The organism is Flavobacterium anseongense (assembly GCF_021608185.1).
GTDB classification, from domain to species: domain Bacteria; phylum Bacteroidota; class Bacteroidia; order Flavobacteriales; family Flavobacteriaceae; genus Flavobacterium; species Flavobacterium anseongense.
In genome coordinates this window covers 232,980-249,503 of sequence record NZ_JAKIHN010000001.1, presented here as the reverse complement: position 1 = coordinate 249,503, position 16,524 = coordinate 232,980, and the positions used below count along the sequence as shown (strand labels likewise).

The window sequence follows — 16,524 nt, the reverse complement described above, 5'->3', positions numbered from 1 at the left end:
TTCAAAGTGATATAATGTACAAATTTGTCTTATATAACTTTAAATTTTATAATCATGAAGACACTTAAAAATTTTGGATTTGCATTAGTTGCTTTGGCAGCAGTTTTAACCTCTTGCAGCAGCGACAGTAGTGGTGGAAGTTCGGGTTCAAACGGAATTAATTTTAAAGTTGACGGAACCACTACAACCGCAACAAATTTGGAAGCAACATTATATACCAATGTAGTAGCAGGCGGAAGATATATCGACGTATATGGGTTTGATGGCACAACTCAAATTTTAGAATTTCATTTTCCGGCCAAAACAGGAAATTTCACAGCACAGCAATCTTTTGATATGACTACTTCGTGGTTGACTTTTATAACCAATAACGGAGCGAGTTATCCGGGTGATTATTATCATTCTACAGCCGGAACTATAAATGTTACTACTTGTGATACTATCAACAATAAAATAGTTGCCACCTTTAATTTTACAGGTGATAATTCAACCGTTGCAAAGACAATTACCGATGGGAATTTAAATGTTAACGCTATTACACATCAATAAAAACAAATAATTTAATTGTTTGAATTACCCTCAATGACAAATACTTTGATACTCATAACGTTTCTGTTTTTAGCGATAATTATTTATTTGCTGAATAAGATTCAGGCTGACCGATTGAAATACCACTCCAAAATAAAAGTGTTGGAAGATTTTATAGTGCAATTAAGTGATGAACAAAAACTTCAAAACAGCCAGTTGCAATTGTCGGCAGAATTGAAACAAAAATTAAACGATATCAATTCAAAACTTAATAAAGAGATTTATGAGCTAAATCTCAGTCTGATTGAAGATTTATATCCGGGAAAATGAAAGTGTTAATTAACATTTTTAATATATTTATCCTATAATTTCTTCAAATGGCCAAAAATTATATTTTATTCTTCACTTTATTCTGTTTCTCCAACGGATTTTCTCAAGATATCCAGAAGATATTAATCAAAGCCTATCAATCAAAAGATTCCTCCGATTACTACTTCAAAGTTGCCAAGAAAAGCATTAAGACCAAAGCGGATGAAGCCCAATATTATTTCTGTAAAAATGCGCGCTGTAACGATTTTAACAAACTCGACAGCGCGTTGGTTTATGGTGAAAAAGCCATACAACTTCTGGAAAATGGGGGTGATTTTAATTCACTGATGACCGTATATAATAATATTGCCAAAGTTTACAACAAAGAAGGTCGTTACGAAAAAGCAATCAGTTATTGTCTTAACGGATTAAAATTGGCCGAAAAAGAAAATAAGGAAAATTGGGTTGGTCATTGGTACACCAATTTGGCATTAAATTATCATGATTTTGAAAGCTTTAAAAAGGGAATTTACTACGGAAAAAAAGCACTCAATAATGCTCTGAAAAGAAAAAACGCCAGCAACAAAAGTATTTGGACTGCTTTAAATGCGATTGCAATAAATTATGATGATTGGAATAAACCGGACAGTGCATTATATTACCACAAAAAAGTCTTTAAATATTTCAAAGGAAAAGACACACTTGGGGTTCCGGATACTTATAACAATATTGGAAACACTTTATTAAAACAAAAAAAATACAAAGAAGCAGAGCGATGGATAAAATCTTCGATTGCCATTAATGAAGTGAATTTTAAAAATAGCGGCGGGAAAAAGGATGCGTCATATTATTATGACTTAGCAACCTGTTATACCAATTTAGCAAGAATTGCCTACGAAACAGATGATTTCACTAAGGCTGAAAAAATGTTTGCCATTGCTCAGGACGCAGCTAAAAAAAGTATGAGCGCCGAAAAGCTTCGCGATTTTTATATGAGCCGAAGTCTCTTTAACAAGAAAAGAAACAATCTCGAAAAAACAGTTCAGGATCAGGAGAATTATATAAGAATCCGGGATTCTGTTTTTGATAGCGACCGGGCCAAGACATTTTCAGAACTCGAAGCAAAATACCAAAATGAAAAGAAAGAAAAACTGCTTCAAAAGTCAAAAGCTGAAATAGCAACCCGCGAATTAGAAATCAAAAACAAGAATACTCAGTTTCTCATTTTAGGGTTGATTTCATTAGCCCTGCTAATAATAATTTATTTAGTTTATCGCCAACAAAAACTAAAAAACAAACAGCAGCAACAGGAATTTGAACTCAAATCAGCCATCGTCAAAATCGAAACACAAAGTAAATTGCAGGAACAGCGACTTCAAATATCGAGAGATTTGCATGATAATATTGGATCGCAGCTTACGTTTATAATTTCATCTGTCGATAATATTAAATATGCTTTTGAACTCAAAAATTCGAAACTCGACAATAAACTTTCCAGCATCAGCAATTTTGCCAAGTCAACAATAGTAGAACTTCGCGATACGATTTGGGCTATGAATAACAGTGAAATTTCATTGGAAGATTTACAAACAAGAATCCACAATTTCATCGATAAGGCAAAAGAAGCTAAAGAAGAAATACAGTTTTCATTTCATATCGATGACAATTTAAAAGAAATGAAATTCACTTCAATCGAAGGCATGAACATTTACCGAACCATTCAGGAAGCCATTAATAACAGCATCAAATACGCCAATGCTAAAAAAATCAATATCGATGCAAAACAAGAGGATGAGGCTATCAAAATTACTATCCGTGATGACGGAAAAGGGTTTGATAAGGCAGCTGTAGAAAGCGGCTACGGATTAACCAATATGCAAAAAAGAATTGAAGAAATTGGCGGAAAGTTTGAACTGCAAAGCAACGATAACGGAACCAAAATAAATTTGTCTTTTAAAAAATAAACATGAAAAGAATAGTAGGATTATTGTTTTGCTTACTGGGATTTAACATTGGTTTTGCTCAAAATGCCCAGGATTTAATCGACAATTTAAAAAAAGAATTAAAGAATAATCCCGATGCCAAAAGAACAGCTGTTATTTATTCCGATTTAACTTGGTATTATTCAAAAGTCGCCACCGATTCGGCTTTGCATTATGGTGGAAAGGCTATTCAGGAATCCGTAAAATTAGCCGATTCAACTTTGTTGGCTCAAGTGTATAGCGATATTGGCGCGGTCTATTTTATGAAAGGTGATTTTCAAAACTCCAAAACAAATTACCTCAGGGCTTATAAAATCAGAAAACTCAGAAAGGACAACAGAGGTTTGGCAAAAATCAATAATAATTTGGCCAACATTTATGAAAAAACGCAGCATTATAAAGAGGCGATGACTTCGTTTTTAGAAGCGTTAAATTATTTCGAAAGTATAAAAGACGAGAAAAACAGTAGTATAACAAAAGGCAATATTGGGTTAATTCTGCTTAAGCTAAAGAATTATCCAAAAGCACGACAATACATAAGTGATGTTGTAAAGTATCAGGAGAAAAACAATTTTACCGAAGAGTTGTGTGTTTCCTGTTTGAATTTGGGCAATGTTTATCTTCAGATGAATGATACGCTGAATGCTTTAAATTACTATAACAAAAGCGTTAAAGCATGTACAGCCGTTGGGAATCAAAAAGGAATTTCAAGCGGATTTAATAACATCGCCACTATCAAAGCAGAGCAAAAAAAATCTAAAGATGCCTTAGCTCTTTATCAGAAATCTGAAAAGGCACGAGAAGCATTAAATTCAAATTTAGATAAAGCCAATTTTGATTTTAATTTGGCCAAGGAATTCATAGAAGCTAAAAAATATGCTAACGCAAAAAGTTTGTTATTATCCACCAAGAAAATATATGAAAAAGAAGATCTCAAGGATAAATTGCAGCTTAATTATAACTCATTAATCATCGTTTGTTCTAACCTGAATCAGCCTGACAGTGTTAGTTTTTATGTGAATAAATGGGCAGTGGTAAATGAACAATTGCTTGTAGATAATACGGTTAAGCAAACAGCTGAACTCGAAACAAAATACCAAACGGAGAAAAAAGAAAAACTGCTCCAAAAATCAAAAGCCGAAATAGCTATTGGTGAATTAGAAATAAAGAAAAAGGAAACCCAGTTTCTTATTTTAGGTTTGATTTCTTTAGCGTTGTTGATAATAATTTATTTAGTATATCGCCAACAGCGACTCAAAAACAAACAGCAGGAACAGGAATTTGAACTTAAATCGGCAATTTCCAAAATCGAAACACAAAACAAATTGCAGGAACAGCGACTCCAAATATCCAGAGATTTACACGATAATATTGGCTCGCAACTTACGTTTATTATTTCATCTGTCGATAATATTAAATATGCTTTTGAGATACAAAACACAAAGTTAGACACTAAAATTTCGAACATTAGTAATTTCGCTAAGTCAACCATAATAGAACTTCGGGACACGATTTGGGCTATGAACAGCAGTGAAATTTCGCTAGAAGATTTGCAGACAAGAATTCACAATTTTATCGATAAAGCCAAAGAAGCCAAAGAAAACATTCAGTTTTCGTTTCAAATTGAAGACGATTTAAAAGAAATTAAATATAGTTCAATCGAAGGAATGAACATTTACCGAACGATTCAGGAAGCGGTAAATAACAGCATTAAATATGCCGAAGCCAGTAACATAAAAATTGATATTAAATCAAAAAATGACGTTTTGATTATAGTGATTAAAGACAACGGAAAAGGATTCGATGCAGATAAAATTGAATTGGGCAACGGAATAAACAATATGAAAAAACGAATTCAGGATATTGGCGGCGAAATAGAATTCATTACAAATCCAAAAACCGGAACCGAAATAATACTAAAAGTAAAGAGCAAAAAAGCATAACCGGAAAGGTGAAACTAATTTAAATACGGCAGATGCCGTATTTTTTTTGTCAAATTATGTCATCAAATTTGTTTTATCAAGTGGTATTGATATAATTATAAAATAACTTAGGTTGTTTTTATTGTTGTCCTTTTCATTCTGTGGTTTGTTCAAGCTAAATCACACGTTTGAAAAGGACTTTTTTTAAATCAGTTTGTTACCTAAGAAAAATAACCTAATTTGCTTTATAATTCCATTAAGTATGTCAATAAGAATAGCCATAGTAGACGATAATGTTTTTTTGCAAAAGGCAGTAGCAGAAAAGCTTTCGTTTTTTGACGATTTGGTTTTAAAGTTCACCGCTATAGACGGGAATGAAATTCAGCAAAAATTAGAGCAAAACAAAAACATCGATTTAATTCTGATGGATATCGAAATGCCAAACTGCAATGGTATAGAAGCTACGCAAATCATCAAAACAAAATACCCGCAAATCAAAATCATCATGCTGACCGTTTTTGATAATGATGAAAATATTTTTAATGCGATAAAAGCCGGCGCAGATGGTTATTTGCTAAAAGAGGTTAATCCAAAAGAATTGCATCAGGGAATAATCGAAACGATAAACGGTGGCGCAGCGATGAATCCGTCAATAGCATTAAAAACCTTGAAACTCCTGCGAAATCCAATTGATTTTGAACAAAAATGTGACGAAGAAATCAAATTAACAACTAGGGAAATTGAGGTTTTGGAACAATTAAGCAAAGGATTGAATTACAATATCATTGCCGAAAATCTTTTTCTTTCGCCTTCTACAGTTCGGAAACACATTGAGAATATCTACAACAAACTTCAGGTGCACAATAAATTGGAAGCCATTCAAAAAGCTAAGAATAATAATTTGATTTAAAATTAAACGGCTTCTTTTTTCATAAAAAGCTCCAACCCACCACTAATCAAATGAGCAATTTCGGGGCGATTTTGTTTTACTTTTTCGAGATGGTTTATTATTTTTTCAAAGAAATCGTGATTGTTTTCTTTAACAGCTAATTCAGCAATTTCAAGAGAAAGAAGCCAATCATTTGGATGATTTGCGCTAACCGCAGCAAAGGCTTCTTTTAAAGTTATTTGAGTAGGTTTTCCTTCTCGATGATTTCTAACGTTAGCGTACAGCACTTCTAATTCTGCTCTTTCAGATGATTTTTTTGCCTTTATAGTTTGACTTGACGGAACATGATTAATCATATCAAAACTATTCACATCGGCCGGACCTGAAAATGCAGAAATCACTTTTTTGCCAACAGCCATATCGTAAATTCCCCATTCCGGTTGGAATAATATGGTGTCATTATGTGTAACGGTACAGTTTTTAAAACTAATGATTATGATTTCTCCCTGTAGATTTCTTGAACCCGTAATGATTTCTCCGGTTACTGTAATGTTTCCTTCAAACTCAAGCGTTACCGATTCCGCTTCATAAATATCATAAGCTCTCAAATCTCTCGGACTCATGTCTTCAATAGCCAGGTTAATTCCTTTTAGCTTTCCGATTGGTGAACCAAAACCTTCGGCATGATATTGTGTTCCGTGACCAACCAATTCTTTTTCACGATAAGACAAAGCTGTTTTTCCTGTTGTTTGAATATAAACCGGTTTTCCTTCCTCCTCAATCACATTAGTAAAAACACCCGAAATCTGAATGCCTGTACTCAATTCAATTGTTCCTAAAGCATTTGATTGTATTAATTTTTTCAAACCCGATAAACCACCGGTTCGCAATGCCATAGTATTCGCAAATTCTTCTAAAACCAGACTCAAATGCGCAAAATCGGGAGTTACATAAAGCTGAGGTTGCGGTTTTGTTATGTCAAAACTTTGGTCAGCAGCCGAAATATCATATGGAATTTTCTTCACTTCATCGGTCATGCACCAAGCGCTTTCGCCTATGGATGACAATAATCCGGCGCCGTATATTTTTGGGTTTTCCACGGTTCCAATCAAGCCATATTCCACGGTCCACCAATGTAGGTTTCGAATACGCGCCATTTCGGATAATTCACCCATATTGTTTTGAAGAAAATCTACTCGCGCTGCAGCGGCATCAATTTCGGCTTGAGGTGTTCCTTCAGCTTCTTTGATAATTGAAAGTAAACGCACCGCTTCATACATTTCATAATCACGCGAAGAGGATATCGCTTTGCAGCCAATTTCACCAAAGCGGCGTAAATACTCAGCATATTCCGGATTGGCAATAATAGGAGCGTGACCTGCGCCTTCATGAATAATATCGGGTGCCGGTGTATATTCAATATGTTCTAACTGACGAATATCGGAAGCAATTACAAGCACATTATACGCCTGAAACTCCATAAAAGCATTCGGCGGAATAAAACCATCAACGGCAACGGCAGCCCAGCCAATTTCTTTCAGAATTCGATTCATACCATACATATTCGGAATATTGTCAACTTCCAAACCGGTCTTTTTCAAACCATCTAAATAGGAATTATGAGCAACTTTTGAAAGATAATCAACATTTTTACGCATCACATAACGCCAAACTGCTTGGTTAATCGGAGTATAATCCGAATAATCCTGAGGTTTGATGAACTGTTTTAAATGCTTAGGTAATCTGTCAATCAAAGGGTTGCTTTCAAATGCTGTTTCCATAAATTTTGTTGTAGTAGTTGTGGTAAAATTACAAATCTTAAATCAAAGAAGTGTTATAAATTATCTAAAACGTATGTTTTTTTAGGAGCAATTTCCGGCTATCCACTATATCTTTTTCTTTTGCAAAGAAAAAGGATGCCGTTCCTATCCGGGCTAAAAAAACCGCAACATTACTATTGCGGTTTCTGTTTTATTTTTTAATCTGCCAACTGCGACTGAAGACTGCTTACTTCTTCTTCGGCGGATATTGTTCTAAAATTTTAGTTACAAACTCTTTAATTACTTCATCTTTTTTATTGGTGTCTTTTGTCAAAACACCTTGACCTTCACCTTGCCATATCAGTTCTTTTTTCTTGGCATCAATAATGTCGATATACAAAGTGCCTTCGGTATGTCTTGAAACTGATGAGTTCCCTCCCCACAAATAAGGATTCCAACCCCAGCCCCAGCCCCAGCCCCAGCCCCAGCCATAACCCCAACCAACATTAAATTGGTTTACGTTAACCTGCTCTCTTTCTTTAGTAAAAAAAGCAATCAGTAAATCGGGATTATCATTTTTTGCAAATCCTTTCGAAGTCATTACTTCATCTATAGAGTGAAGAATTCTTTTCTTATCTAAATCGGAAATCTCGGCTTTGTCAATTCCCGCTTTGTGAAATGCAAAAGTCTTGTAAGGTGAAAAATCTACTTTTTTGTCATAATCATAGTTCACACTAACAGAAGAGCATGATGAAACGATAAAGAGTAGGAGTAACGGTAAAAATTTAAGTGTCTTCATAGCTATTAAAATTTAAGTTTTCTAAATCAAAGTTTAGCTTAGAATCAGAAACTTTAATTCCAAACTAAAACAACGAATCATCCACTACGTTAGGGATGGTAACTTTTAATAATGGTTGCGTTTCCATGGCTCTTTTTATTGCAAAAATTGCCCCTTCATTTCGCGCCCAGTTTCTTCTTGATATTCCGTTATTTACATCCCAAAAAAGCATTGATTCTAAGCGTCTTGACGCGTCAGTAGAACCATCAAGAACCATACCGAATCCACCATTAATAACTTCGCCCCAGCCAACACCGCCTCCATTGTGAATAGAAACCCAGGTAGCACCACGGAAGCTGTCACCAATCACATTATGAATTGCCATATCGGCAGTAAATCGGGAACCATCATAAATATTTGAAGTTTCTCTATAAGGAGAATCAGTTCCGGAAACGTCATGATGATCGCGGCCTAAAATTACATAACCAATTTCGCCACGGGCAATCGTCTGATTGAATGCTTCAGCAATTTTGATTCTTCCTTCGGCATCTGCATATAAGATTCGGGCTTGTGAACCCACTACTAATTTATTTTCCTGTGCGCCTTTTATCCATTGGATGTTATCGGCCATTTGCTGTTTGATTTCGGAAGGAGAATTTTTCATCATTTCTTCTAAAATATCGCAGGCAATTTTATCGGTTTTAGCTAAATCTTCCGGATTTCCGGAAGCACAAACCCAACGGAAAGGTCCAAAGCCGTAATCAAAACACATTGGTCCCATGATATCCTGAACGTAGCTTGGATATTTAAACTCGCGTCCTAAAGTTGGATTTTCAGCCATAACATCAGCACCGGCACGGGAAGCTTCTAACAGAAAAGCATTTCCGTAATCAAAGAAATAGGTTCCTTTTGCAGTGTGTTTGTTAATGGCTTTGGCGTGACGGCGTAAAGTGTTCTGAACTTCTTCTTTGAATTTGGCAGGATTGTTTGCCATCATTTCGTTGGCATCTTCAAAAGAAATTCCAACCGGATAATAACCGCCAGCCCAAGGATTGTGTAATGAAGTTTGGTCGGAACCTAAATCGATATGCAAGTTTTCCTGATCAAATCGTTCCCAAACATCTACTATGTTTCCGAGGTAAGCGATAGAAACCGTTTCCTTGTCGTGAAGCGCTTTTTTTACTCTCGGAACTAATTCCTCTATGTTTTCAATGATCTCATTAATCCAGCCTTGTGAGTGGCGAATGTGTGTTATTTTTGGATTGACCTCTGCACAAACCGTGACACAACCGGCAATATTTCCTGCTTTTGGCTGTGCGCCCGACATTCCGCCAAGTCCTGAAGTCACGAATAAGCCGCCTTTTGGTGTTTTTTTAATTTTTCTGAATCCGTTTAAAACGGTTATTGTTGTTCCGTGTACTATGCCTTGCGGACCAATGTACATATAACTTCCGGCGGTCATTTGTCCGTATTGGGAAACACCTAATGCGTTCATTTTTTCCCAGTCATCAGGTTGTGAGTAATTTGGAATTACCATTCCGTTAGTGACCACAACTCTTGGCGCATCTTTATGCGAAGGATATAATCCCATTGGATGACCGGAATACATTGTTAATGTTTGTTCGTCGGTCATTTCGGAAAGGTATTTCATTGTAAGCAGATACTGCGCCCAGTTTTGAAAAACCGCTCCATTTCCGCCATACGTAATTAGTTCGTGCGGATGTTGTGCCACAGCATAATCCAAATTGTTTTGAATCATCAGCATGATAGCTTTTGCCTGTTCTGATTTTCCGGGATATTCTGAAATGGGACGTGCATACATTTTGTAATCCGGACGAAAACGATACATGTAGATGCGTCCGTATTTTTCTAATTCTTCTTTGAATTCGGGAAGAAGCGTGGCATGATGTTGCGGTTCGAAATAACGCAAGGCATTTTTTAACGCTAGTTTTTTTTCTTCATCCGAAAGGATTTCTTTTCGCTTAGGTGCATGATTGATATCCGTTTCGTAGGGTTTTGGATTGGGTAGAATTGATGGAATTCCTTGTTGTATTTGTTCCTGAAAAGTCATTTTGTAGTTGCTGAGGTTCTAAGTTACTGAGTTTTTTGTTTTGCGTTAGGGATTGCAGCAAGTACCATGTACTGCGGAAAGCCCGACCTCGGCTCGTTTTTGAACGAGACGAGGTAACGCCCTAATTTATTTACTGAATACTGTGACTAATCACTGTTTACTTTTTTATAGTTCCTGTTTTTTTATCGAATCCGTATGGACAATGACGGCAACCACTTCGGCAGCAATAGCCACGCTTAAGATGGTATTTTTCGGTGAAACATTTATAACCTTCGGGTGTGAAATAGAAATCTTCGCCTTCGATTAAATTATTTTCATTATTTTGCTCGTTCATAGCTGCAAATTTAAAGCATTAAACTAAAATGGTTGTAATCGTTTCGAAATATTTAATTCCAAAAGGTTTTCGAGGGATAACTTTGTTTCCGTTTATTGTTGTTTCTGAGCATGATTTAAAGCAAAATTTGATTTTGGTTAACCATGAGAAGATTCATATTCGCCAGCAGATTGAGTTGTTGGTTTTGCCTTTTTTTATTTGGTATGGAATTGAGTTTTTGGTTAGATGGATTATCAGTAAAGACAGGGATAGCGCTTACAGAAACATCTCCTTTGAAAAGGAAGCTTATGCAAATGAAAAGCAACTGGATTATTTAAAGCAAAGGACTTTTTGGAGTTTTTTGAAATTTATTTGATGTGGATTACAAATTAAATGTAATCAATGTGTTATGATTTTGAAAAGATATTTTTGTATATTTGGAAATTAAACATTTAACAATGAAAACAACTTTATTTACACTTAGCGTTTTATTTTTCGTAAACTCAGTTGTTGGACAGTTGTACGTGAAGAATGGCAGCTATATTTTTGACAAAGGAGCTGTAATTTTCGCAAAAGGCAACTTAGAACTCGATACCAACAGTAATTTCTATTTGAGAAATGAAGGTCAGTTTATACAAGGGACAGCAACAACCTCTACCAATACCGGTGCAGGCAAATTATCGGTTTTTCAGGAAGGAACCTCTAACAATTATGCTTACAACTATTGGTGTTCACCGGTAGGAAATGCATCTTCCGGTGTTGGTAACGAAAATTTTGGAATAACCATGTTACATGTACCAACGACAAATGCAGCAAGTACTGCGGCTACAATTACAACCGGTTATAATGGATCTTCCGCTGCAGGAGCACTGACAATATCTAATTATTGGATTTTTAGATTTTTAGCGATGCCTGATTATGCGGGTTGGTCACATTCTTATAGTACATCAAATATAGCTGCCGGTCAAGGATTTACCATGAAAGGAACCAGTGGTTCTGATGCAACGGATGTTGGAGAAACTGCTGTAAATAATCCGGGTAGTAAACAACGCTATGACTTTAGAGGGAAACCAAATGATGGTGATATAACCATTACAGTAGCTAATGATAATTTTACTTTAACAGGGAATCCTTATCCTTCTGCCATTGATTTGTCAGCGTTTTTAACTGATGCAACTAATAGCACTGGTATTGCTTATTTTTGGGAGCATGATAAAACGGTAGCTTCCCATGCCTTACTAGCCTATAGAGGTGGTTATGGAACATTTTCTCCAGTTTCAAGAGGAGGAACCGGAATATATGTTCCTGCGAAATTTTATTCTTATGACATATCAGGAAATCTATTGCCGTTAACAGAGTCTTCTCCGAACAATAGTTATGCAAGAATGTTTTGTCCGGTAGGACAGGGGTTTATGATTAAGGGTAATGCTTCCGGAACAACCGTTACTATGAAAAATTCGTATAGAGTCTTTCAGAAAGAAAATGTTTCAACTTCAGTTTTTGAAAGAAACTTACCTGATTCGCGCACTGAAAATGATAATGGCGGTTTCTTACCAGCTATCATGTCAGTTTCAGGTTTTGATTATACCACAGTTTCAACAGCGGAAGTGCCTCAGATTAGGTTTAATACCTTATTAAATAGTCAGGCGATTAAGCAAGTTGTTTTGGCTTTTGATAGTGAAGCTACAGATGGTGTTGATCATGCAAAAGATGCGGAAAACCCTGATAACACAACATTGGATATGAATTTTTTATTAAATGAGAAAGACTATGTCATTTCAGTAATTCAATTTGATGAAAACAAAAGATTACCGGTGACTTTTAAAGCTACCAATAATGCTTCTTTCAAGATTACTGTGGCAGAAATCATAAATTTTGATCAAGCGGAGAACATTTATTTATACGATAAAGTAACTGATTTATATCACGATATAAAAAATGCTGAATATGAATTTGTTTTACCGGAAGGAACGCATAGCGATCGATTTGAAATTACATTTAGAAACGATGCCTTGTCGGTTTCTAATCCAACAAGAGAAAATATAATTGTTTTTCAAAACAATGCCAATCAATTATTGACCGTTTCTAATCCTAATTCTTTAGAAATCAAGTCGGTTACACTGTTTGATATAACAGGTAAATTGTTATTTAACAAAGTAGATTTAGGTTCTGCAAGCAGTTATGAATTTTCTACAGCTTCTTTGAGCGACGGGATTTATTTAGTTAAAACGCAGACTAGCGATGGAAAAAGTAGTGGCCAAAAAATTATAGTATCATCTAATTAATAGTATTTTAAAAAAGCGATTTATAATCGCTTTTTTTTATGTTTGATATTAAGAGGAGGACTGCCAGTGGCATTCAGGTATTTTCAGTAGCTAGTTAATAAAACAAGCAGGTGATAAAATTTTTAGTCTTCATATTGCCACAATAAACTACTTTTGGAAAAATATTTTTTTTGGAAAGTATCAATCAAAAAATCCATTTAGAAAATACGAATGTCTCGCTTTATATAAAACGGGAAGACTTACTTCATCCTCGTATTTCAGGAAATAAATTCAGAAAATTAAAGTACAATCTGGCTCAAGCCAAAAGCGAAAGTAAACAAACACTTTTGACTTTTGGAGGCGCTTTTTCAAATCATATTTTGGCAGTAGCTGCTGCAGGAAAAGAGCAGGGATTTAAAACTATAGGAATAATTCGCGGAGAAGAACTGCAAGATAAAATTTCTGAAAACCCAACTTTGCAAAAAGCCCAAGATTTCGGAATGGTATTTGAGTTCGTGGGCAGATCAATTTACAGAGAAAAAAGTAACCCGGAATTCATTCAACAACTAACAGAAAAATTTGGCGATTTTTATTTAATTCCGGAAGGCGGAACCAATGATTTAGCGGTAAAAGGATGCGAAGAAATTTTAACAAAAACCGATAAAAAGTTCGATTATATTTGCTGCGCTGTTGGGACCGGTGGCACCATTTCGGGACTGATAAATTGTTCAAAAAATGGTCAACAAGTTTTAGGTTTTCCGGCATTAAAGGGTGACTTTTTAAGAGAAGATATTTGTAAATTTGTTCGCAAGTCAAACTGGAATTTAATTGAAGATTATCATTTTGCAGGTTATGCCAAAGTTTCGGATGAATTAATAGTTTTTATTAACGAGTTTTATCAAAAACATAAAGTTCCATTAGATCCAATTTACACCGGTAAAATGATGTTTGGCGTTATGGATTTAATTGATAAAAATTATTTTCCGGAGAACTCAAAAATACTGGTTATCCATACTGGCGGTTTACAAGGTATAGCCGGTATGAATATTTTATTAAAACAAAAAAACCAATTACAAATTAACGTTTATGATTAAGAAAGCCCTTTTACTACTACTAATGATTTTTGTTGTTTCATGTAGCGCAAATCACGCAGTTGTCAGAACTACAAAACCCGATCCAAGAAAGTCAGAAACTCCGATTGTGCAAAGAGTCAGAAAGCCAATTTACAGACCGGCAACAGTGAAAAATCCTGTGGCAATTACTAAAAAAGATTCGCCAACGGTTCCCAATTATTCAAATGCTACTGAAGTTTTAGAGGCAACTACGAGAGTTAAGGTAACTACCGAAATGGTTTTGTCTTATATCGAAAATTATAAAAGCGTTGCCAAAGAAAATATGGTCAGAACAGGAATTCCAGCCAGTATTACTTTAGGTCAGGCCATATTAGAATCAGGTGCAGGAACAGGTCCGTTGAGCGTTCAGGCAAACAATCATTTTGGAATTAAATGCCATAAAGAATGGACAGGGCCAAGTATAAAATATACGGATGATGAAGAGAATGAATGTTTCCGAAAGTACAATCAACCAAGTGAATCTTTCAAAGACCATTCTTATTTTTTAACGAGCAGACCAAGATATGCTGAGTTGTTTGAGTTTCAAAAAGATGATTACAGAAGTTGGGCTTATGGCTTAAAAGCGGCTGGTTATGCAACCGATTCAAAATATCCGGACAAACTAATTGGTTTAATCGAGAAGTATCAATTGGGACGATTTGATGCAGAGGTTTTAGGAAAAGAGTATGTTCCGGTTGTGACTAAGCCAATTGCCGATAATGGTAATGTTCAAAAATATACAGTTGTCAAAGGCGATTCATTGTATTCGATTTCAAAAAAATTCAATATTTCAATTGATGAATTGAAGAGGAAAAATAACCTAACAGACAATACTATTTCTCTCGGACAAACTGTAATTGTCAAATAATTTTAAATATAAAATCCACATTTCAAATATGATTTATCAAAGAAGCAGTCAGTTATTTGCTGAAGCTGAAAAAGTTATTCCAGGTGGCGTAAATTCGCCCGTGAGAGCCTTTAAAGGTGTTGGCGGAACACCCATTTTTGCCAAAAGTGCCAAAGGAGCTTATCTCTACGATGAAGACGACAACCGATTAATTGACTATATCAATTCATGGGGACCAATGATTTTAGGCCATGCTTTTCAACCGGTTGTAGATGCCATTATAGAAAAAGCAAAAAAGGGTACATCATTTGGAATGCCAACTGAATTAGAAACAAAGATTGCGGAACTAGCCGTTTCGATGGTGCCAAATATTGATAAAATCCGTTTTGTGAACTCGGGAACAGAAGCTTGCATGAGTGCTATTCGTTTGGCAAGAGGTTTTACCAAGAGAGATAAAATCATAAAATTTGCAGGTTGTTATCACGGACATTCGGATTCTTTTTTAATCCAGGCCGGAAGTGGCGCTAGTACATTTGGAACGCCAAATTCACCCGGAGTTACTCAGGGAACAGCAAAAGACACATTGCTTGCAGGATTTAATGATTTAGAAAATGTAAAAGCATTATTCAACGCCAATAAAAATGAAATCGCCGCTATTATTATTGAGCCTGTTGCCGGAAATATGGGTTGTGTGCCACCAAGAGAAGGCTTTTTGCAATCGTTAAGACAACTTTGTGACGAGAACAATACCTTATTGATTTTTGATGAAGTAATGACCGGTTTCCGATTGGCAAAAGGAGGAGTTCAGGAATTGTTTGATGTCAAAGCCGATATTGTTTGTTTTGGTAAAGTTATCGGAGGCGGTTTACCTGTTGGCGCTTTTGCTGCCCGAAATGAAATCATGAATTATTTGTCCCCACTTGGTCCGGTTTATCAGGCTGGAACTTTGTCAGGAAACCCATTGGCAATGGCAGCCGGATTTACCATGCTTCAAACATTAAACAGTGATGCTGATATTTTTAAACGATTAGAGGAAAAGACGGCTTATCTGCACCAAGGAATTGAGAAAGTGCTAACGGCCAATAATATTGTGTTTACTATCAATAGAGTAGGTTCCATGATTTCGGTTCATTTTGATGCAAATCCTGTTTATGATTTTAACACGGCAAAAAACGGCGATAACGAAACCTTTAAAAAGTTCTTCCACGGCTTATTAAATGAAGGGGTTTATATTGCACCTTCAGCTTATGAAACCTGGTTTATTACCGATGCTTTGACCTATGAAGATTTAGATTTTACTATAGCCGCTATTGATAAAGTTTCAAAAAGTCTTTAAATAAAAAGGTCCCGATAAAATCGGGACCTTTTTATTATTAATGAAAATAAATTAGTGTATTAGTTTTTGAAACAACACTGTGTTTTTTTCTAATTTATCCATTTGTTTTGGATCTAAAGTTCCTCTTATTTTTGATTCAATAACTCTTGAAAACTCATCTTTTCTTTCCTGAGTTAAGTTTTTGTTATCAAGAATAGTGATCTTTTGTTCAAAAAGTCTTGCGAAATTTTCATTTTGAGTTTCGTCTAATCCTAAAAATTCAGATAACTCAGCAGCTTGTTTTTTTCCTAGATCATATGCCGAAGGTGCATCTTTGTCTTGCGCATTTGCATTTATTGAGAATGCTAACATCAATGTTAAAGCAGCAATTAATTTTTTCATTGTGTAAATTTTAGTTGAATTAATAAGTTCAA

Annotated in this window: 15 protein-coding genes; 10 read left to right on the top strand and 5 right to left on the bottom strand. The window is 35.4% G+C overall.

The features are described from left to right. Positions 1 to 54 precede the first annotated feature (54 nt). The 5 genes from L1S35_RS01075 to L1S35_RS01055 all read left to right on the top strand — a co-directional run bounded on the left by L1S35_RS01075 (position 55) and on the right by L1S35_RS01055 (position 5,651). On the top strand, positions 55 to 549 hold the full coding sequence (locus L1S35_RS01075) for a hypothetical protein (protein ID WP_236395870.1): 495 nt from the start codon (positions 55 to 57) through the stop codon (positions 547 to 549). Positions 550 to 582: 33 nt separating this feature from the next. Continuing rightward, positions 583 to 858, top strand: a complete 276-nt coding sequence (locus tag L1S35_RS01070) for a hypothetical protein (protein WP_236395869.1) — start codon at positions 583 to 585, stop codon at positions 856 to 858. Between the two features lie 47 nt (positions 859 to 905). After that, on the top strand, positions 906 to 2,801 hold the full coding sequence (locus tag L1S35_RS01065) for a tetratricopeptide repeat-containing sensor histidine kinase (RefSeq protein WP_236395868.1): 1,896 nt from the start codon (positions 906 to 908) through the stop codon (positions 2,799 to 2,801). Positions 2,802 to 2,803: 2 nt separating this feature from the next. Further along, positions 2,804 to 4,762: a tetratricopeptide repeat-containing sensor histidine kinase gene (locus L1S35_RS01060; RefSeq protein ID WP_236395867.1), complete on the top strand. Its 1,959-nt coding sequence runs from the start codon at positions 2,804 to 2,806 to the stop codon at positions 4,760 to 4,762. A gap of 241 nt (positions 4,763 to 5,003) precedes the next feature. Next, entirely contained in the window at positions 5,004 to 5,651 is a 648-nt protein-coding gene (locus L1S35_RS01055; RefSeq protein ID WP_236395866.1) for a response regulator, read from the top strand. A gap of 2 nt (positions 5,652 to 5,653) precedes the next feature. Here the strand turns inward: L1S35_RS01055 and L1S35_RS01050 are convergent, their stop codons facing one another. From L1S35_RS01050 to L1S35_RS01035, 4 genes are all read right to left on the bottom strand, one after another. Then, the gene (locus tag L1S35_RS01050; protein WP_236395865.1) at positions 5,654 to 7,411 is read right to left on the bottom strand and encodes an aromatic amino acid hydroxylase; all 1,758 of its coding nucleotides are present in this window, start codon (positions 7,409 to 7,411) and stop codon (positions 5,654 to 5,656) included. A gap of 226 nt (positions 7,412 to 7,637) precedes the next feature. Continuing rightward, the gene (locus L1S35_RS01045; protein WP_236395864.1) at positions 7,638 to 8,189 is read right to left on the bottom strand and encodes a DUF4136 domain-containing protein; all 552 of its coding nucleotides are present in this window, start codon (positions 8,187 to 8,189) and stop codon (positions 7,638 to 7,640) included. A gap of 64 nt (positions 8,190 to 8,253) precedes the next feature. Then, positions 8,254 to 10,239 (bottom strand): urocanate hydratase, encoded by a 1,986-nt coding sequence (gene hutU, locus L1S35_RS01040; protein ID WP_236395863.1) that lies wholly within the window; start codon positions 10,237 to 10,239, stop codon positions 8,254 to 8,256. Positions 10,240 to 10,396: 157 nt separating this feature from the next. After that, positions 10,397 to 10,573: a C1orf53 family protein gene (locus tag L1S35_RS01035; RefSeq protein WP_236395861.1), complete on the bottom strand. Its 177-nt coding sequence runs from the start codon at positions 10,571 to 10,573 to the stop codon at positions 10,397 to 10,399. 28 nt (positions 10,574 to 10,601) lie between these two features. On the opposite strand from L1S35_RS01035, the gene L1S35_RS01030 reads away from it, so the two are divergent. The 5 genes from L1S35_RS01030 to hemL all read left to right on the top strand — a co-directional run bounded on the left by L1S35_RS01030 (position 10,602) and on the right by hemL (position 16,111). Further along, positions 10,602 to 10,928 carry a hypothetical protein gene (locus L1S35_RS01030; RefSeq protein ID WP_236395859.1) on the top strand — a complete coding sequence of 109 codons (327 nt, stop codon included), beginning with the start codon at positions 10,602 to 10,604 and terminating at the stop codon, positions 10,926 to 10,928. Between the two features lie 82 nt (positions 10,929 to 11,010). Continuing rightward, the gene (locus L1S35_RS01025; RefSeq protein WP_236395858.1) at positions 11,011 to 12,837 is read left to right on the top strand and encodes a T9SS type A sorting domain-containing protein; all 1,827 of its coding nucleotides are present in this window, start codon (positions 11,011 to 11,013) and stop codon (positions 12,835 to 12,837) included. A 179-nt stretch (positions 12,838 to 13,016) separates the two neighbouring features. After that, complete coding sequence (locus L1S35_RS01020; protein ID WP_370641040.1) at positions 13,017 to 13,910, top strand: 1-aminocyclopropane-1-carboxylate deaminase/D-cysteine desulfhydrase; 894 nt, start codon at positions 13,017 to 13,019, stop codon at positions 13,908 to 13,910. Beyond that, on the top strand, positions 13,903 to 14,796 hold the full coding sequence (locus tag L1S35_RS01015) for a glucosaminidase domain-containing protein (protein ID WP_236395856.1): 894 nt from the start codon (positions 13,903 to 13,905) through the stop codon (positions 14,794 to 14,796). The genes L1S35_RS01020 and L1S35_RS01015 overlap by 8 nt, the downstream gene beginning before the upstream one ends. Positions 14,797 to 14,824: 28 nt before the next feature. Beyond that, positions 14,825 to 16,111, top strand: coding sequence for a glutamate-1-semialdehyde 2,1-aminomutase (gene hemL, locus L1S35_RS01010; protein ID WP_236395855.1), 1,287 nt, complete (start codon positions 14,825 to 14,827; stop codon positions 16,109 to 16,111). 51 nt (positions 16,112 to 16,162) lie between these two features. On the opposite strand, the gene L1S35_RS01005 is transcribed toward hemL, so the two are convergent. Further along, positions 16,163 to 16,492, bottom strand: a complete 330-nt coding sequence (locus L1S35_RS01005) for a hypothetical protein (RefSeq protein ID WP_236395854.1) — start codon at positions 16,490 to 16,492, stop codon at positions 16,163 to 16,165. Positions 16,493 to 16,524: the final 32 nt, after the last annotated feature.